This window comes from Nonomuraea sp. NPDC000554 (assembly GCF_040300065.1).
In the GTDB taxonomy this organism is placed as follows: Bacteria; Actinomycetota; Actinomycetes; order Streptosporangiales; family Streptosporangiaceae; genus Nonomuraea.
This window is the reverse complement of the sequence record NZ_JBEPDC010000041.1, coordinates 13,893-31,762: the sequence shown is the minus strand read 5'-3', so window position 1 is coordinate 31,762 and position 17,870 is coordinate 13,893. Positions and strand designations below refer to the sequence as shown.

Here is a 17,870-nt window from a genome sequence, read left to right as displayed (position 1 = left end):
TAAAGTGGCAATCGGGGAGCTGGTTAAGAGACATCTGGTAGACATCCGGCCCCTCGCGACCCCCGCCTACCGCCGGCTCTGGCTCGGCCAAGCCGTCTCCCACGTCGGCCTCGCGGTGACGGTCATCTCCGTCAGCCAGCAGGTCTGGGAGCTGACGCACTCCTCGCTCTGGGTCGGCCTGCTCGGGATGGCCAACTTCGTCCCGCTCGTGCTGTTCGGCCTGTGGGGAGGCGCGGTCGCCGACGCGGTGGACCGGCGCAAGCTCCTGCTCGCGGGCTCGGCCGTCTCCTGGGCGAGCACCCTGTTCATCCTGCTGCAGGCGCTGCTCGGACTGCGCAACGTGTACGTCCTGCTCGGCGCGGTCGCGCTGGGCGCAGCCGGGTTCGCGGTCACCTCCCCGACCAGGGGCGCGATCATCCCCAGGATCCTCGACCCGGAGGTCGTGCCGGCGGCCAACGCGCTCAACTCCCTGGTCTTCAGCATGGGAGCGGTCGTCGGCCCGATGATCGGCGGCGTCGTGCTGGCCTACGGCGGGTACGCCTCCGCCTACGCCGTCGACGCGCTGCTGTTCACCGCCAGCCTGTACGCGGCCCTGCGGCTGCCGCCGCTCCCGCCCCTCGGCGAGGTGACCCGTCCGGGGGCGCGTGCCGTGTTCGAGGGGCTCAGGTTCATCGCCGGCAGCCCCGTGCTGCTGATGTCGTTCGTGGTGGACATCATCGCGATGGTCTTCGCCCTGCCGAGGGCGCTCTTCCCCGAACTGGCCGCCGAGCGGTTCGGCGGCTCGATGGTCGTGCTCGGCCCGCTCAACGCCGCCATGGCGATCGGGTCCGTCGCCGGGGCGCTGTTCTCCGGCTGGGTCGGCCGGGTCAGCAGGCAGGGGCTCGCCCTGGTCGTCATCATCGCCGTGTGGGGGCTCACGGTGGCCGCGGCCGGGCTCGCGCGCGACCTCTGGCTGATCGTGGCGTTCATGGCGGTCGGCGGCGCGGCCGACGTCATCTCGTCCGTGTGGCGGCAGTCGATCCTGCAGCTGTACGCGCCCGACGAGATGCGCGGGCGGCTGCAGGGCGCGTTCATGGTGGTCGTGGCGGGCGGGCCGCGCCTCGGCGACCTGCGGGCCGGGGCCACCGCCGCGGCGTTCGGGCTGACGGCGGCCTGGGTGGGCGGCGGGCTGGCCTGCGCGATCGTCGTGATCTTCGTCGGGCTGTCGGTGGCGGCCTTCAGGAACTACCGGGCACGCTAGCCCGGCGGTTCGCGCCGGGAGCCGTCGGGCAGGGCGGCCGCCACCCTCATGTCGGCCAGGAAGCCGGCGTAGGCCGCGTCCCTGTCGGGTGCGCGCAGGACGGCCGACGGGTGGATGGTCGCCACCGCCAGGGCGTCCGTTTCGAGCGTGTCGAGCGGCACCGGCACGCCGCGCTGCCTCGTCACCCGGAAGGACGGCCCGAGCAGCGCCCGCGCGGCCGTCGCGCCGAGCACCACCACGACCTCCGGCTCGACCAGCGCGAGCTCGGCGTTGAGCCACGGCTGGCAGGCGTCGATCTCGGCGGCCGTCGGAGTCTGGTGGATGCGCCGTTTGCCCCTGAGCGTGAAGGAGAAGTGCTTGACCGCGTTCGTCACGTAGACGTCGTCCCGGTCGATGCCCGCCTCCTCCAGGGCCTGGTCCAGGACGCGCCCGGCGGGCCCGACGAACGGCCGGCCCCTGCGGTCCTCCTGGTCGCCGGGTTGCTCGCCGACCAGCATGAACCGCGCCTCCGGCGGGCCGTCGCCGAACACGGTCTGCGTGGCGTCGCGGTACAGGCCGCAGCCCTGACACCCGGCCGCCGCCTCGCGCAGCGAGCGGAGATCGAGGTGGCCGGGAAGGAACCTGGCCGCTCCGTTGTTGCCGTCCGGTGCCATCGTTCGTCGTTCTCCCCATAGGGTTCCCTGTGACTTCTGTGCCCGCCGCGGACGGGCTCAGTCCCCGCGACGACCGGCGTAGCATGCAGATGGGAGGAGCCTTGACCGCACACGGCCTGATCGACACCACGGAGATGTATCTCCGCACGATCTACGAACTCGAGGAGGAGGGCATCGTCCCTCTGCGCGCCCGCATCGCGGAGCGGCTCCAGCAAAGCGGCCCGACCGTGAGCCAGACCGTGGCCCGCATGGAGCGTGACGGGCTGGTCCGAGTCGAGGGCGACCGGCACCTGTCGATGACCGACCTCGGCCGCACGCTCGCCACCCGCGTGATGCGCAAGCACCGGCTCGCGGAGTGCCTGCTGACCCAGATCATCGGGCTGCCGTGGGAGGAGCTGCACATCGAGGCGTGCCGGTGGGAGCACGTGATGTCCGAGTCCGTCGAGACCCGCCTGGTCGCGCTGCTCGACAATCCGACCTCCTGCCCGCACGGCAACCCCATTCCCGGCCTGGCTGAGCTGGGGGCCCGCGAGGCCGCAGAAGGGGTCGACGAGGCGTTGATCTCGATGGCCGACCTCGCCGGGGCGAGAGAAGTACCCGTTGTCGTGCGACGAATTAGCGAACAAGTGCAAAGCGATCCCGCTGTGATGCTTAAACTCAAGCAAGTTGGGATACAACCCGGACGCGAGGTCACGCTCGCGGCGAGCGACGACGGTGTGCGGGTGACAGGTGACAGTGACGGTGGCAACATTCCCGCGGAGCTTCCGCGCGATGTCGCCGCGCATGTCTTTGTCTCCAAGGACTGACGCGGCCGCTGCTGCTTGGTTGAATCCCATCAGGGAGATCCCTCACTCCCCTCCGGTCAAGACTGTTGCAGGAGCGCCCGTGGTTCGCTTGACGCGCATTCCTCCCCAAGGAGTGGTCTCCGGATGAAGCGTTGGGGGGATCTGTCACAGGATCCGGCTGATCACCTGGCCGCCGCGTCGGTGCTTGATCACGCCGAGATGGCCGTCGTCGTGACGGACCGCTTCAGCAACCTCCTCTACTGGAATCCGTTCGCGGAGAAGCTGTTCGGCCGTCCGGGCAAGTCGGCGACGCGCGATTCGCAGGTGCTGTCGCTCGGCATCATGGAGAAGGACCACCCGCTCGCCATCGAGCTGGCCAAGCACGTGCTCAAGGGCGGCGTGTGGGAGGGCACCTTCGACGTCCGGCGCGGTGACGGCACGATCGTGTACGTGCGCGCCCAGGCCGTCCCGCTGCGCCACACGTCCGGCGCGGTGACCGGGATCGTCATCACGGCGCGCGAGGCGCTGCGCAGCAACGAGCGCGAGAAGGACCGCTTCGGGCTGCTCGAGCGCATCGGCGAGCGGCTGGCCGGCTCCCTGTACGTGGAGGAGACGCTCAAGCGCGTCGCCGAGATGCTGGTGCCGCAGTTCGCCGACCACTGCTTCATCGAGCTGATGGAGGGCGACCGGCTGGTCCGCCGGGTCTCCCAGCACGTGCAGGGCTGGACACCGCCGCCGGGCACCTGGAAGCCGGTGGGCGCGGAGATCCGCTACCCGGCCGGCCACTACGCCGACACCTCGCTGCGCAGGCAGGAGACGATCCTCGTCGAGGACTTCGCGGCCAACAGCTTCCCCATCCCCCACGAGGGCAGCGCCAAGCTGTGCGGCGAGGTCGGCATGACGTCCGCGATCGTCGCGCCGCTGTGCGTGCGCGGCGAGACCCTCGGGCTGATGTACCTGGGGTTGTCCAACCTCACCGACCGGCGCAGCCCGCACTACGACGCGTTCGACCGCGACTTCGTCGGCGCGATCGCCACCAGGGTCGCGCTGGCCATTGACAACGCGCTGCTGTTCGAGGAGGAGCGGCACACGGCCGAGTCGTTCCAGAAGCACCTGCTGCCGCGGGCGCTGCCCCAGCTCGACGGGCTCGACATCGCCGTGCGCTACTACCCGGCGGCGCCGCTCGCCTCCCACGGCCAGGGCATCCAGACCCAGGTCGGCGGCGACTGGTACGACGTGATCCCGCTGTCCGCTGGGCGTGTCGGCATCGTGATCGGCGACGTCGAGGGCAGGGGCGCCAAGGCCGCCGCCATCATGGGCCAGCTCAGGGCCGCGCTGCGGGCCTTCGCCCAGGACGACAAGTCGCCCGCCGACATCCTGGCCAGGCTCGACGAGTGGACCCGCATCATCGCCACCCCCGAGCAGGACGACAGCGGCGCCGACATCAGCGTCCCGCCCATCGTGACCTGCCAGTACCTCGTCTACGACGCCTGGTCGCGCCAGCTCGCCTTCGCCAACGCCGGGCACGCGCCGCCGCTGCTGCTCGTCGACGGCCAGTGCGTCGAGCTCGACATCGAAGAGGTCGGCCAGCCGCTGGGCGTGCGCGCCAAGGGCCTGCACGCCGACCTGGTCTACAAGGAGGAGACCCGCACCCTCCCGCCGGGGGCCGCGCTGCTCCTCTACACCGACGGCCTGGTCGACCGCCGTCCGGCCCGCGACGGCCGGATGCCGAGCGACGAGGAGACGCTCGGCGTGCTCTGCGAGAAGCTGGCCAAGGTGAGCGACGCCGAGGTCGAGCGCATCGCCGACGTCGCCACCGTCGCGGTGCCCGGCGAGATCGACGACGACATGGCGATCCTGGTGGTTCGCTCCACCGACGCCGACCTCGACGTCGAGGAGCGCACCTTCCCCGCCCAGCCGATCATGGTGGGGGAGGCCCGCCGGATGGCCTCCGACGCGTTCGAGGGATGGAACGTCCCCGAGGAGCGCGCCGAGCTGGCCTGCCTGCTCGTCTCCGAGGTCGTCACCAACGTGGTGCTGCACGCGGCCAGCGCGGGCGTGCCGCGCCGCGAGCTGAGCGTCGAGGGCCCGCCGCTGCCGTTCGAGGACTCCTGGGACCTTCCCGGCTTCGAGGACGAGGTCGTCAGCGACAAGGAGTTCACGCTGCGGCTGCGCAGGGGCGAGGAGTCGGTCTGGGTCGAGGTCTTCGACCAGGATCTCCGGCTGCCCCGGATCCGCAGCGCGGGCGAGAACGACGAGGGCGGGCGTGGCCTCTACCTGGTAGACCAGCTTGCTCGGCGCTGGGGATCGCGTCCTACCAGGGAAGGTAAAGCCGTCTGGTTCGAGATTCCCACGCGTAGCCGCTGAGTGGTCTACTCGACGGCATGGAGTTGGCCTTCGAGCGGCGCGGCACCGGCGCACCGTTGATCCTCATCCATGGCATCGGGCATCACTGGCAGGCGTGGCTTCCGGTGCTGGATCGGCTGGCCGTCTCGCGGACCGTGATCGCCATCGACCTGCCCGGTTTCGGCGTGTCGCCGGGGCTGCCCGAGGGCACGCCGTACACCGCCGAGGCTCTCGCCGACGCCGTCGAGTCGTTCTGCGCGATGCTCGGCGTGCGCGAGCCGCACGTGGCGGGCAACTCGCTGGGCGGGTACCTCGCGCTGGAGCTGGCCTCGCGCGGGGTGGTTCGTACCGCCACCGCGCTGTCGCCCGCCGGGTTCTGGTCGCGTCCCGAGCTGCTCTACTGCCAGACGGTGCTGCGGGCCATCCGCGCCTCGGCGAGGGCGCTGTCGCCGGAGCGGTCGTCGCGCAACGCGGAGAGCCCGGTCGGGCGGGCGCTGTCGGCGGGGCTGCTGGTGGCGCATCCGTCGCGGCTGTCGCCCACGGCGCTGGTCGCCGCTTCCCAGGCGCTGGGCGGCTCGTCCGGGTTCGACGCGACGCTGGAGGCGTTCTCGGACGTGCTGCCGCCCGCGCCGCCCAAGTCGCCGATCACGATCGCGTGGGGCGAGCACGACCGCCTGCTGCTGCGCCGTCAGGCCGTGCGTGCCGCCAAGTGGTCGGGGCAGCGGGTGAAGCTGCTCAAGGGCTGTGGGCACGTGCCGATGAGCGACGACCCCGACCTGGTGGCGAGGGTGCTGCTGGAGGGGAGCGGCGACTGAGTCGCTCCTAGCTGTGGGCGGGTTCGAGGTTGGCGCACATGCGGCTGAGCACGTCGACGGTCGCCTGGTACTCCTGGGTGCTGACTCCGTCGACGGCTCGCTGCCTGAAGCGGCCGACGTGCTGGGCGATCACGGCGTGCGCGTCCCGGCCCGCGTCGGTGAGCCGGTCGTCGGCGATCCAGCCTCTCGCGGTCAGCTCGTCGAGCGCGCCGGTGACACCCGAGAACGGCCTGAGCGCGTCGCGGGGGTCTTCGGCGTTGTGCGCCAGGGCGTTGAGAATCTGCCACTGCCTGCGGGTGACACCCTGCTCCGCCAGCGCGTCGTCCATCGCGCTCTCGAAGAGGTTGTCGAGGTGCTTGAGCCAGTATCCGATGGGCTTGTTCATGCATGTATAATAGCAAGTATATGTATGAAGACATAGATCTGGTCGAGCGGGCGATGGTCTCGATCAGGCGCAGGCAGAGCAGGCGGGTGCTGGCCCGGCAGCAGGGGGCCTCGGGCCGGGAGTACGACGTCCTGGATGTGATCGAGTCGGCGGGCGGGCCCGTCACCGTGTCGGACGTCGCCGACGCGCTGTCCGTGGACCAGCCCCGCGCGAGCAGGCTGGTGGCCGCCGCCGTCGAGGCGGGCCTGGCCAGACGCGAGGCCGACCAGGCCGACGGGCGCAGGGCGCTGCTGGCGCTGACCGACGCGGGCGTGGCGGCGCTCGAACAGGTCCGCCAGGGCCGCAAGGCCGTGTTCCAGCAGGCCATGGCCGGGTGGTCGGAGGCCGAGCGGGCCGAGTTCGCCCGGCTGCTCACCCGGTTCGTGGGCGCGCTGCCGGGATAGCCGGCTAGCGCATCGTCTGGCCCCAGACGAGCAGCATGACGATGATGAAGACGGCCATCACGCCGAGGTAGCCCACCGGGCCGAACCGCAGCGCCCGGCGCACGCGGTTGAGGCCCCAGGCGAACAGCAACGCCAGGAAAACCAGGAGGATCAGGCCGCCGTCCATGCTGACCAGTATGCGGCGTCAGATCGCCTTCCGCGCGGTGTGACGGGCGTTCCTGGGCGTCAGAGTCCGAAGGAGCGGCCGATGATCTCCTTCATGATCTCCGTGGTGCCGCCGTAGATGGTCTGGACGCGGCTGTCGAGCCAGGCCCTGGCCACCGGGTACTCCATCATGTAGCCGTAGCCGCCGTGCAGCTGGAGGCACCGGTCGATCACCTTGTTCTGCAGCTCGGTGGTCCACCACTTGGCCTTGGCCGCGTCCACGGCGCTCAGTTGCTTGGCGTTGAGCGCCACGATGGACTTGTCCACGTAGTGGCGGGCGATCTCGGTCTCGGTGGCCAGTTCCGCCAGGACGAAGCGGGTGTTCTGGAAGGATCCGATCTTTCGCCCGAAGGCTTGGCGCTGCCTGCAGTACTCGATGGTCTGCTCCAGCACCGTCTCGGCCGCCGCCACCGCCGCCACCGCGATCGACAGCCGCTCCTGGGGCAGGTTGTTCATGAGCTGGAAGAACCCCTCGCCGTCGTTGGGGCCCAGCCGGTTGGCCACTGGCACGCGGACGTTCTCGAAGAACAGCTCGGCCGTGTCCTGGGCCTTCATCCCGACCTTCTCCAGGTTGCGGCCGCGGGTGAACCCGTCCATGCCGCGCTCGACGACCAGCAGCGTCGTGCCCCTCGCGCCGGCTGCCGGGTCGGTCTTGACCACCACCACGACGAGGTCGGAGTTGATCCCGTTCGTGATGAACGTCTTTTGCCCGTTGACGACGTAGTGATCACCCTCGCGGACGGCGGTCGTCCTGATCCCCTGCAGGTCGCTGCCGGCGCCGGGCTCGGTCATCGCGATCGCCGTGATCAGTTCGCCGCTGACGAACCCGGGCAGCCACCGCTGCTTCTGCTCGTCATCGGTCAACTCCACCACGTACGGGGCCATGACGTCGTTGTGCAGCGAGAACCCCAGCCCCGACGCGCCGTTCCTGATGATCTCCTCGACGATGACGGCGTTGTAGCGGAAGTCCGTGATGCCCGCGCCGCCGTACTCCTCGGGCACGGAGAAGCCGAACATGCCGATCTCGCCGGCCTTCTTCCAGACCTCGCGCGGCACGATGCCGTCCTTCTCCCACTGCGCGTGGTGCGGCACGACCTCGCGGGCCATGAACTCGCGCACGGTGTCCCGGAAGAGCAGGTGCTCCTCGTCGTAGAGGTCTCGCTGCATGTCGCCTCCAAGCAGGTGTTCGTGCCCGACAGAATACAATTCTGTTACTAATCGGTATACCCGCTTTTCCGGTACGTGCCCAAGCGGACACGGCTTCATCACAAGTATTGGCGGACGAGCGGTTTGGCATGTGTTGCAGGGGTTTTCGACCCTAAGATCTACCTTCGGTTTCCTTGTGTGATCGGAGCATGGCCGTGAATCGGTTACGTAAGGCGTTGGTCGCCACGTCGGTGGGCCTGGCGGCGTCCGCGGCGTTCGTAGCGGCTTCCAGCACGAGCCAGGCCGACTCGCTGATCGTGACGTACACCTGTAAGAACGGCGTCGCAGGTGACGCAGGGGTCCAACTTGAGGCGGCCGTCACTCCGCGGCTCACCTCGGCGGGCATGCTGGACGTCGCCTGGTCGATCAAGTACGTGGGCGACCGGAGGTTCGGCTCGCCCGGCTTCTTCGTCAAGGGCTCGCAGCTCAACCTGCAAGGCACGGTCGACATCACCGGCGCCTGGGACGGCCAGCTTCGCCCCAAGGGCGGCAAGGAACAGGGCCAGCTGGTGCCGGGCGACCAACTGGACGTGCCCGAGGGCCTCTCCGACGCCGGTTCCGTGAAGCGTTCGGGAACCATCCGGGTCCGGCCCACGGGCCTGGTCGTCCGATTCACTCCCGCCGCCGGCGAGGTGCTGGTGAACAACGACAAGCTCGAGTACACGTCCGCCTGGAAGCCCAACGAGCATAAGGCGCCCGAGTTCGGCGACCACCTCTACGACCTCGCGGAGACCGACCAGAAGGACGCCGTGGCCAAGCTCGGCTTCACGGCCACGAAGGTCGAGTACATCAGCCGCCGCGAACGCGACCTCGGCCCCGTCCGGGTGCTCATCGACGGCGGCACCATCACCGACAAGCTGGTGGAGCCGGGCCTGGACAGGAACGGCACGCCGATGACCGGCACCAAGGCGCAGGAGACGCTCTGGAGCTCTCCGGAGCTGGCGTACAAGCCGCACACGATCGAGGTCGTCAACACCGAGAACAAGAAGGCCTACGTGGACGCCATCAAGGTGATCACTGGCCGCATCACCGAGCCGCCGCTCCACGACCAGGCCACGTGCACGCCTGATAGCCCGCCCGGCGCCATCGACGTGACGGTCCCCGGCTCCACGACCCCTCCTGCGAGCAGCCCGCCCCCCACCAGCCCGAGGCCGACGGAACCCACCAAGACGGCCACCAATACGCCTACGAACAACCCGAGCACGACGCCTCCCCAGCACTGGGACCCGGGGCCCACGGCCGACCGGCACGTGAGCGTGGTGGCGACGTCGACGTCCACCGTGACCGCCACCGCCACCGCCAAGGCGTCCAGCGGGCCGACCTCCACCAAGTACGTCAAGGCGCAGGTGGCCAAGACGCCCAAGGGCGGCGTCGACACGGGTGAGGCGGCGGAGGCCGGAAACGGATCGTACGGGCTCATCGCCGGTGGGTCCGTGCTGCTGATGGGGAGCGCGACCGGAGGGCTGCTGTTGCGGCGACGCCGGGCCGCGCATGCCGGAGGAGTGAGCTGATGACCGAGCAGAAGTCGCCGATGAACCGGGCGCTGCCCGGGCTGCTGATCGCGGGCTCGCTGGGCGGCGTGGGCGCGATCATGGCGGGGCTGCTGTCGCTGGCGCCCCGCGTGGACGACGGGTCGGGCCCGCAGCCGATGGCCCAGGTCGAGCCGACCCAGGTGCAGGTGCAGGTGCAGAACGCGGGCGCGTTCGTGCTGCCGCCGACCGTGGGACCCGGCGGCAAGAACGTGCCGCTGACCCCGGCCAGGCTCGACGCGCCGCCGCCGCTCGCCGCCGCGCCCGTGGTGGCGCCGATCCCGCCCGCCAAGACCAAGACCACGAAGCCCAGGCCGACGCGGATCAAGATCCCCAAGATCAAGGTGAACGCGCCGGTCGGGTCGGTCACCGTGGACCTGAAGGGGGTCCTGGGCACCCCGCCGCTGAGCAAGCCCAGCCAGACCGGCTGGTACCGGTTCAGCCCCGTCCCGGGGGAGCTCGGCCCGGCGATCATCAACGGGCACGTGAGCACCAGGAAGGGACCGGCGGTGTTCCAGCGCCTCTCGGAGCTGGCCAAGGGCGACCAGATCTACGTGTACCGGTCGGACGGGAAGGTCACCCGGTTCACCGTGAGCGGGATCGAGCAGGTCAGCAAGACGAACTTCCCGACGGCCCGCGTGTACGGGAACACCGACAGCTCGCAGCTCCGCCTGATCACCTGCGGCGGCGTCTTCAACAAGCAGGCGCACAGCTACACGGACAACATCGTCGTGTACGCCACGCTCTCCAAGAAGAAGGGCTGACGGCAACTTGCGTGGGTTTTCTCCGTTTACAGGAAGTTGACAGGGACAGTTCGTAGGATCTCTACCTAACCGTGACCAACGGCTGGAATCCTGGTACGCCTGTTGTACCTGTGCTGAAACGGAGATGGACAGTGCTGACGTCCAAGGCGCGGCGCCGCCTCGCCCAGAAGACATCCGCCTTAGGGATCGCGAGCACGCTGGTCGTCTTCGTTGGTTCGGTCCTAGCCTTCTCGTCGCCAGCGGAGGCGGCGGCCACCAAGCAGTTCAGCTACACCTGCCAATCGGGTGGGCCGATCAGCAGCACCACCATCAGCGTCGGGCTCAGCGCCCCTGATTCGGTGGCTGCGGGCGCGAGCTTCGATCTGACGGTGAACGTTCCCATCCTGCAGCTCTCGCCTGCCCCGACCGCGCAGACGACGCTGCAGGTCACCCAGGCGCTGACGCTCACCCCGACCACGGTCACCGTCACGGACCCGGGCGCGAAGACCGGCCCGTCTGTTGCCAGCGGCGCGACCTCCACGACAGCGGGCGACGTGAAGTACAAGCTGTCGGTTCCCGCCGGCGCGACCGGCAAGGTCAGCGTGAAGCCCGGCACCCTGACGCTGGCTCTCGGCACCGGCACCGGCTCGACCACCACAACGTGCACCACCACCTCCACCGAGGTGCTGGACGTCACGATCGGGCAGGGCGGCGGCGGTACCGACACCGACATCGTGAAGTACAACTGCACGCTGGCCACCGGCACGACCGATGCGGACTATCCCGCCGAGGTCGAGATCAAGGTCACGATGACCCCGCCGACCGGCGCCAAGGCCAACGAGGACGCCTCCATCCCCTGGACCGGCACCATCCAGTCCACCGGAGATCCGCTGAAGCTGCCCACCAGCTTCCCGGCCAGCAGCAAGCTTTTCGCCACGGTGAAGGCGAGCGGCGCGGGAGCGCCGACGTCCTCGACGGCAGAAGCCCTCCTCACCGGCGCAACAGCCGGTCAGAATCTCACGTCCCTCCCGGCCCTCACGTTCAAGGTGAAGCCGACGACCACCGGCACCGTCTCGCTGACGGCCGGGGACCTCGCCTTCGGTACCTCGTCGAGCGCGCCGGCGATCAAGTGCACGGCTCCCACGACTGGGCTGAAGACGTTCACACTCACCGTGGGCAACGGCACGTCGACGCCCACGCCGAGCAACACCACCACGACCAGCACGCCGAAGCCCACCAAGACGACCACGTTGATCGTGACCCACACCCCTTCCAGCAAGAAGACCACCAAGAAGTCGCAGACCCCCAAGGCCGGGGCCGACACCGGTGGCGGCGGGGCGGCCGGGCCTGACGGGCGGACGTTCATGCTGGTCGGGTCGGCACTCGTCATGGCCGCCGGCGTCGGCGGGCTGGTGCTGCGGCGCCGCAATCTCGGCAGAGGCTGATCGAGGTGGCCGGGCAGTATCCGTACGGCGGCGGGCCGCCGGACGACCGGGGCAGCAAGGTCCTCAGGTCCGTGCTGATCCTGGCCGCCGTGGCCGGTGTGGTGACGGTGGTGGCCGGGATGCTCATCGTGCTCGGCTCGCCTGAGGAGTACGGCCTGGCCAGCGACCGGGATTCGCTGTCGCTGAGCGCGCAGCCCGACGGGAAGGCGACGGGCCAGCCCGCGCAGGCGCTGTTCCAGGCTGCGCCGACCGTGCCGCCGCCGTTGCCGCAGGTGACGCCGGCTCCGCCGATGCTGCCGTCCACGCCGGTGCGGATCGTGATCAAGCGGCTGGGCATCAACGCGCCGGTGGAGTCGCTGGGGCTGGCCAAGGACGGGACCATCCAGGTGCCAACCGGCGACAACCCCAACCTGGTCGGGTGGTACCGGAACATGTCCACCCCGGGTGAGGCCGGCCCCGCCGTCATGCTGGGGCACAAGGACACGCGGACGCGCAGCGCCGTGTTCAGCCGCCTGTACGAGATCAAGAACGGCGACACGATCGAGGTCAAGCGGCAGGACAGGACGACCGCCGTCTTCACCGTCGGCGGTGTCGAGCAGGCGAGCAAGAAGACCTTCCCGACGCAGCGCGTCTACGGCAACCAGACGAACGCGCAGCTTCACCTGATCACCTGCGGTGGCACGTACAACCGCAACATCGGTCACTACACCGATAACATCATCGTCTACGCGACGATGACGAGCTCCTATCGAAGCTGATCGCGGAGGCGCGCATGGGCTGGATGGCGAAGCGGAGACTGCGTACTGGCCCTACGGCGGCGCTGCCCGTCAAACCGGACCAGTCCGAGTTGCTGCGGCTGGTACGGCTGGCCGATCCGGCCGCCCGCGAGGACGGTGGCGACATCGTCGCGGCGGACGTCCGGCTGCATGCCCCGGTGGAGGCCGAAGCCGACCTGGTCGGCGGCGAGCTGGAGCAGGTGTGGGCGTGCCGGGTGGCCGCGGAGGGTCCGCTGCCGTTCGACTACTTCGACCGTTTCCTGGCCGAGGGGCTGGCGTTCCGGCTGGGCGGGCTGGCCGTGTGCCGGGGTGCGGTGAGCGATCCCGCCGACGACGACCGTGGCGGCCCGGCGGTCGTCCTGCCGACCCGGCCGTCGGCCGAGGAGCTGGTGGCGCACCTGGAGGGCGAGGTCGAGGAGGAGGACGAGTTCGTCTTCACGGCCGGGGGCGTCCGCGTGCTGGTGGTGCCGCAGAAGGGGCAGCCGCCGGCGGTCGCGGAGCTGCTGCCCTTCGCGACCGAGCTGACCGCGGTGGAGCTGCGCGGCGACGATCCGGTGCAGCTGGGCACGCTGGCGCTGGCGCTGGCGGAGGGGTTGAACGGGCTGGCGGTCGATCGCTGGCGGTTCCAGATCGACGCCCCGGAAGACCTGCTGCCACCTCCCGAGAGGTCGTAGAGCAAGGTTCTGTTGTAGTCTCTTCCTAATAACCGAATAATGCTCGGTTTCAGGAGGCACTGTGGCAGAGGCGTACATCGTCGGGGCGGTCCGCTCCCCGGTCGGCAAGAAGAAGGGCGGGCTGTCCACCGTCCACCCCACTGACCTGGCCGCACGCACGCTGAAGGCGCTCATCGACCGCACCGGCGTCGACCCCGCGGCGGTGGAGGACGTCGTCATGGGGTGCGTCATGCAGTTCGGCCCGCAGAGCATGGACATCGCGCGGAACGCGTGGCTTTCCGCCGGGCTGCCGGAGACGACCGCCGGCGTCACGATCGACCGGCAGTGCGGCTCCTCGCAGCAGTCGATCCACTTCGCCGCCCAGGGCGTGCTGTCCGGCACCCAGGACCTGGTCGTCGCGGCCGGTGTCGAGTCGATGAGCGTCGTGCCGATGGGCTCGTCGATCACCGCCGCGCTGGAGAAGGGCATGCCGTTCCCGTTCGGCGACCTGTGGGTCGAGCGGTACGGCAAGCAGGAGATCTCGCAGTTCCGCGGCGCGGAGCTGATGTGCGAGAAGTGGGGCTTCAAGCGCGACGACCTGGAGCGCTTCGCCTTCGAGTCGCACCAGCGCGCGGCCAAGGCCATCGCCAACGGCTACTTCAGGGACCAGATCGAGCCCGTCAACGGCGTCGAGGACGACGAGGGGCCGCGTCCCGACACGACGCTGGAGAAGATGGCCGCCCTGAAGACGCTGAAGGAGGACGGCCAGATCACCGCGGCCACGTCCTCGCAGATCTCCGACGGTTCCGGTGCGCTGCTGATCGCTTCCGAGCAGGCGGTACGCGACCACGGCCTGACTCCGCGCGCCCGGATCCACCAGCTCGCGCTCGTGGGCGACGACCCGGTCTTCATGCTGACCGCGCCGATCCCGGCGACGCGGAAGGCCCTGGAGAAGGCGGGGATGTCGATCGACGACATCGACGTCGTCGAGATCAATGAGGCGTTCGCGCCGGTGCCGCTGGCGTGGATGAAGGAGCTGGACGCCGACCCGGCCCGGGTCAACCCGAACGGCGGCGCGATCGCGCTCGGCCACCCGCTGGGCGGCACGGGCGCGATCCTGATGACCAAGCTGCTGCACGAGCTGGAGCGCACCGGCGGCCGGTACGGCCTGCAGACGATGTGCGAGGGCGGCGGCCAGGCCAACGTCACGATCATCGAGAGGCTCTGACGCGAAGGCGCCCCGGCCCCTGCAGGAGGGGCCGGGGCGCCGTGCGGGGCGCCCCATGGCGTCGGGGACGGCGCACCGCGGGTTCTACCATCCCGGTAGAGGTCTAGCGGCCCTTGGACGGGATGCGCCTCGGCGGCGCGACCGGCCGCTGCGGCATCTTGGGCATCTGCCGCGGAACCGGCGCCTCCCGCCCCGGAAGGCCGGGGACGTTCTTGCTCTTCTTGCCTGCGCGTACTCGCATACGAAAGCTCCTTTACGTAACTCGCGACGCGGCTCGAACACCGGTCGACAAGCTCAGCTGCCGCGTCTGGATGGACTCGTGGCGGGAGTGGTCACCGCCGGGCGGTTTCGCTGAGTGGCCGGGCTTGTTCAGCCCCGGCGCATTACAGGTAAAGGCGCATGTCCTAGACACTAAGCGGTGGTTTGGACGGGTCGCAACCGATTATTCGCTCGAAGCCCGACACCATCGCGCGCAGCCCGGTGTCGAACCACTGGTCGTAGAAGGTCTGGTCCGTGTCCGGCGGCGGCTCCTCGCCGCCTGGCGGCACGCCGACCTGGGCGAGAGCGTGTCCCAGCACGTAGACGCCGACGGACTGGACGGCGGTCAGCGCGCTCTCGCGCGGCACGCCGCCCTCGTCGAACCGGTCGAGCAGGCCGCCCAGCAGTTCCAGCCCCAGCTCGACGTCCACGGGATGGGTGGCGAGGAGCGGCACGGCGTGCGGGTGCGCCAGCAGCATCCGCCGGTACGCGCCCGCGAAGCCGCTCAGCGCCTCCGGCCACGGCCCGCCGGGCCGCGACTCCGTCACGGCCTCGGCGAAGAGCCGGTTGACGATCTCGGCGAGCAGCGCGTCGCGGTTCGGGACGTGCCGGTACAGGGACATCGCCGCGACGCCGAGGTGGCTGCCGAGCCGGCGCATGGTCAGCGCGTCGAGCCCTTCGGCGTCGAGCACCTCGACGGCCGCGTCCACGATGCGCTCGACGGTGAGTACGGCCGGCCGGCCCCTGCCTCGCTGGATCATGCGGTCAGCGTAACGACCAGCGTGGTCGCCAGCATGATCAGGGAGAGCACGCCCACGACCAGGTGCTGGACGTCGATGACCACGTCGTGCCCCTCGGTCGGGAGGATCTTCAGTGTGCGGCCGTAGTCGCGGCGGTAGACCTCGCGCTGCGCCTCGGTGCTGACGCCGAAGTACGGCAGCCACCAGCTCTGCAGATGCCCGGCCATGATCAGGACGCAGAGCGCGGTGGCGGTGATCAGCGACCAGGTCTGGTGTAAGGCGAGGCCGGCCGCGATCAGCAGCGGGAAGGGGTAGTTGATCGCCGCGGCGAGCACCCGGCCGCGGACGTTTCCCTTGGTCAGGTCGTTGAGCGGGAACATCGGGACCCACTCGGTCACGATCAGCCAGGCGAGCCAGACGAGCGGGACGATGACGGCGAACGTGGTCACGGCGCTTCCTCCTCCGATTTTGCTTACCTTGTAAGCTTACGAGGTATGCAAAATCGTGACAAGGGCTTCCTCAGTCCAGGCGGGTCGGTGCGGTGTTGTGGACCTGCTGGAAGATCACCGACGTGCGGAACCCGGCGATCTCACGGCGTTTGCTGAGCCGGTCGAGCAGGAAGGCGTGCAGGTGGTCCAGGTCCTGGACCGCCACGTGCAGGAGGAAGTCGTCGCCGCCCGCCAGCACGAACACGCTGAGCACCTCCGGCAGGTCCGCCGCCGACTGCTTGAAGGCGTCGATGACGGCCCGGCTGAGCGGCCGGACCTGGACCGACACGAGCGCCTGGACGCCGCGGTTGAGCGCCGCCGGGTCGATGTCGGCGTGGTAGCCGCGGATGACGCCCCTGCGGGTGAGCGACCGGACGCGCTCCAGACAGGTGGACGGGGCGACGCCGAGCTTGCGGGCCAGTTCCCTGTTCGACTGCCGCGCATCTGTTTGGAGGAGGCGAATGATCGCCGAATCAAGTTCGTCCATGGCCGAAGTGTGGCACCGGTTCCGACCGTATGTTCGCCTGAACCAGTTGGCTGCCGTGCATCTGACTAGCTTCTGGTGTCATGACAGGGCAAACGACAGGTCGGCTGAGTACCACGCAGGGCACCGCGTTGCTGGTGGGAGCGGTGCTCGGGCCGGGGATGCTGGTGCTGCCCCACCTGGCCGCCGACGCTGCAGGGCCCGCCTCGGTGCTGGCGTGGGCCGGGCTGCTGGTGCTGAGCGTGCCGGTGGCGACGACCTTCGCCACGCTGGGCGCGCGCTATCCCGACGGCGGCGGGGTGGCGAGCTTCGTCGCGCTGGCGTTCGGACGGCGCGCGTCGGCGGTGGTCGGCTGGTGGTTCTACGGGACGGTCCCCATCGGCACCCTGGCCGGAGCGCTCGTCGGCGGCGAGTACGTGGCCGCAGCCCTGGGCGCCCAGGCGGTGGGCGCGGTGCCCGGCTCCTTGGGCACGCAGGCGGGGAGCGCAGTCTCCGGCTCCTTGGGCGCACAGGCCGGGGGCGGGGCGTCGGCCGTCCCGGCCGCACAGGCAGGCGCGCTGGTCGTCGCGGTGGTGCTGCTCGCCGCCGCGTTCGCCGCCAACGCCGCCGGGTTGCGCACTTCCGGACGGTTGCAGCTGGGGCTGGTCCTGCTGCTGGTCGCGGTGCTGGTCGTCGCGGTGGTGTCGGCCGCGCCGCACGCCGAGGCCGCCGGTTTCGTGCCGTTCGCGCCGTACGGAGCCGTGGGCGTGGCGAACGCGGCGGGCGTGCTGCTGTTCGCCTTCGTCGGCTGGGAGGCGGCCAGCCACCTGTCGGCCGAGTTCGCCGACAGCCGCAGCCTGACCAGGGCGACCGTGGTCACGCTGGCGGTGATCACCGTCCTGTACCTGGGTGTGGCGGTCACCTCCATCGGCGTCGGCGCGGCGGGGACGCCGGTCCCGCTGGCCGCCATGCTGGAGACGGGCCTCGGCGGCGTGGCGCGGCCGGTCACGGGCGGGGTGGCGGTCCTGCTCACGTTCGGCGCGATCAACACCTACATCGCGGGCGCGTCGCGGCTCGGGGCCGCCCTGGCCAGGGACGGCGCGCTGCCGGCCTGGTTCGCCAAGGGGGCGGCCCCCAGCGAGACCCCGTTCCGCAGCCTGGGGCTCCTGGCCGTCGTGACAGGCGTGGTGACGGCGCTGACGCTGCTCTGGGCCGTGGACCTGGACACGCTGATGCGGGCCACGTCCGCGTGCCTGGCGGCGGTGACGGCGGCGGGGACGGCCGCCGCGATCCGGGTCCTGGAAGGCAGGGCGCGGGCCGTCGCGACGGCGGCGACCGTGCTGTCCGTCGTCGCCCTGGTCTGCTGTGGTCCATACCTGCTCGTGCCGGTCGTTCTGGGAGCGGTCGCTCTGGGTAGCTACCGGGTGAGCCTGCGGCGCGCGTCCTGGCGGCCGTCTCCGTGAGAGCGGC

General features: G+C 70.2%; 20 protein-coding genes. 12 read left to right on the top strand and 8 right to left on the bottom strand.

From position 1 onward, the window contains the following. Positions 1–4 precede the first annotated feature (4 nt). Positions 5–1,240 (top strand): MFS transporter, encoded by a 1,236-nt coding sequence (locus tag ABT294_RS46195; RefSeq protein WP_350812873.1) that lies wholly within the window; start codon positions 5–7, stop codon positions 1,238–1,240. Here the strand turns inward: ABT294_RS46195 and ABT294_RS46190 are convergent. Beyond that, positions 1,237–1,893, bottom strand: coding sequence for a UdgX family uracil-DNA binding protein (locus ABT294_RS46190; RefSeq protein ID WP_350812872.1), 657 nt, complete (start codon positions 1,891–1,893; stop codon positions 1,237–1,239). The two genes, ABT294_RS46195 and ABT294_RS46190, sit on opposite strands and share 4 nt — an antisense overlap. A 101-nt stretch (positions 1,894–1,994) precedes the next feature. Here ABT294_RS46190 and ABT294_RS46185 point away from each other — a divergent pair, with 101 nt between their 5' ends. From ABT294_RS46185 to ABT294_RS46175, 3 genes are all read left to right on the top strand, one after another. After that, positions 1,995–2,699, top strand: a complete 705-nt coding sequence (locus ABT294_RS46185; RefSeq protein ID WP_350812871.1) for an iron-dependent transcriptional repressor DtxR — start codon at positions 1,995–1,997, stop codon at positions 2,697–2,699. A gap of 123 nt (positions 2,700–2,822) precedes the next feature. Beyond that, the gene (locus ABT294_RS46180; protein ID WP_350812870.1) at positions 2,823–5,045 is read left to right on the top strand and encodes an ATP-binding SpoIIE family protein phosphatase; all 2,223 of its coding nucleotides are present in this window, start codon (positions 2,823–2,825) and stop codon (positions 5,043–5,045) included. 17 nt (positions 5,046–5,062) lie between these two features. Continuing rightward, positions 5,063–5,839 (top strand): alpha/beta fold hydrolase, encoded by a 777-nt coding sequence (locus ABT294_RS46175; RefSeq protein ID WP_350812869.1) that lies wholly within the window; start codon positions 5,063–5,065, stop codon positions 5,837–5,839. Positions 5,840–5,846: 7 nt separating this feature from the next. Here ABT294_RS46175 and ABT294_RS46170 read toward each other — a convergent pair whose 3' ends face one another. Next, entirely contained in the window at positions 5,847–6,224 is a 378-nt protein-coding gene (locus ABT294_RS46170; RefSeq protein WP_350812868.1) for a MarR family winged helix-turn-helix transcriptional regulator, read from the bottom strand. A 20-nt stretch (positions 6,225–6,244) separates the two neighbouring features. Between ABT294_RS46170 and ABT294_RS46165 the strand changes: the two genes are divergently transcribed. After that, a complete protein-coding gene (locus tag ABT294_RS46165; RefSeq protein WP_350812867.1) occupies positions 6,245–6,667 on the top strand; it encodes a MarR family winged helix-turn-helix transcriptional regulator in 423 nt (140 codons plus the stop codon). A 4-nt stretch (positions 6,668–6,671) separates the two neighbouring features. Here the strand turns inward: ABT294_RS46165 and ABT294_RS46160 are convergent, their stop codons facing one another. Together ABT294_RS46160 and ABT294_RS46155 are read right to left on the bottom strand one after the other, a co-directional pair. Beyond that, on the bottom strand, positions 6,672–6,833 hold the full coding sequence (locus ABT294_RS46160) for a hypothetical protein (RefSeq protein ID WP_350812865.1): 162 nt from the start codon (positions 6,831–6,833) through the stop codon (positions 6,672–6,674). A gap of 59 nt (positions 6,834–6,892) precedes the next feature. Further along, on the bottom strand, positions 6,893–8,038 hold the full coding sequence (locus ABT294_RS46155) for an acyl-CoA dehydrogenase family protein (protein ID WP_350812864.1): 1,146 nt from the start codon (positions 8,036–8,038) through the stop codon (positions 6,893–6,895). A 194-nt stretch (positions 8,039–8,232) separates the two neighbouring features. On the opposite strand from ABT294_RS46155, the gene ABT294_RS46150 reads away from it, so the two are divergent. The 6 genes from ABT294_RS46150 to ABT294_RS46125 all read left to right on the top strand — a co-directional run bounded on the left by ABT294_RS46150 (position 8,233) and on the right by ABT294_RS46125 (position 14,451). Further along, a complete protein-coding gene (locus tag ABT294_RS46150; protein ID WP_350812863.1) occupies positions 8,233–9,588 on the top strand; it encodes a hypothetical protein in 1,356 nt (451 codons plus the stop codon). Further along, positions 9,588–10,370: a class F sortase gene (locus ABT294_RS46145; RefSeq protein WP_350812862.1), complete on the top strand. Its 783-nt coding sequence runs from the start codon at positions 9,588–9,590 to the stop codon at positions 10,368–10,370. Before ABT294_RS46150 ends, ABT294_RS46145 begins: the two co-directional genes overlap by 1 nt. A 131-nt stretch (positions 10,371–10,501) precedes the next feature. Beyond that, a complete protein-coding gene (locus tag ABT294_RS46140) occupies positions 10,502–11,794 on the top strand; it encodes a hypothetical protein (RefSeq protein ID WP_350812861.1) in 1,293 nt (430 codons plus the stop codon). 5 nt (positions 11,795–11,799) lie between these two features. Beyond that, positions 11,800–12,552, top strand: coding sequence for a class F sortase (locus tag ABT294_RS46135; protein WP_350812860.1), 753 nt, complete (start codon positions 11,800–11,802; stop codon positions 12,550–12,552). A 23-nt stretch (positions 12,553–12,575) separates the two neighbouring features. Next, the gene (locus ABT294_RS46130) at positions 12,576–13,244 is read left to right on the top strand and encodes a hypothetical protein (protein ID WP_350812859.1); all 669 of its coding nucleotides are present in this window, start codon (positions 12,576–12,578) and stop codon (positions 13,242–13,244) included. Between the two features lie 61 nt (positions 13,245–13,305). Then, positions 13,306–14,451: an acetyl-CoA C-acetyltransferase gene (locus ABT294_RS46125; RefSeq protein ID WP_350812858.1), complete on the top strand. Its 1,146-nt coding sequence runs from the start codon at positions 13,306–13,308 to the stop codon at positions 14,449–14,451. Between the two features lie 103 nt (positions 14,452–14,554). Here the strand turns inward: ABT294_RS46125 and ABT294_RS46120 are convergent, their stop codons facing one another. The 4 genes from ABT294_RS46120 to ABT294_RS46105 form a co-directional block, all read right to left on the bottom strand. Then, positions 14,555–14,692 carry a hypothetical protein gene (locus ABT294_RS46120; protein WP_350812857.1) on the bottom strand — a complete coding sequence of 46 codons (138 nt, stop codon included), beginning with the start codon at positions 14,690–14,692 and terminating at the stop codon, positions 14,555–14,557. Between the two features lie 163 nt (positions 14,693–14,855). Further along, complete coding sequence (locus ABT294_RS46115) at positions 14,856–15,470, bottom strand: TetR/AcrR family transcriptional regulator (RefSeq protein WP_350812856.1); 615 nt, start codon at positions 15,468–15,470, stop codon at positions 14,856–14,858. After that, entirely contained in the window at positions 15,467–15,898 is a 432-nt protein-coding gene (locus tag ABT294_RS46110; protein WP_350812855.1) for a hypothetical protein, read from the bottom strand. The genes ABT294_RS46115 and ABT294_RS46110 overlap by 4 nt, the downstream gene beginning before the upstream one ends. Positions 15,899–15,968: 70 nt before the next feature. After that, complete coding sequence (locus ABT294_RS46105; protein WP_350812854.1) at positions 15,969–16,424, bottom strand: Lrp/AsnC family transcriptional regulator; 456 nt, start codon at positions 16,422–16,424, stop codon at positions 15,969–15,971. Between the two features lie 80 nt (positions 16,425–16,504). Between ABT294_RS46105 and ABT294_RS46100 the strand changes: the two genes are divergently transcribed. Then, entirely contained in the window at positions 16,505–17,863 is a 1,359-nt protein-coding gene (locus ABT294_RS46100) for an APC family permease (protein ID WP_350812853.1), read from the top strand. The last annotated feature ends 7 nt before the right edge of the window (positions 17,864–17,870 follow it).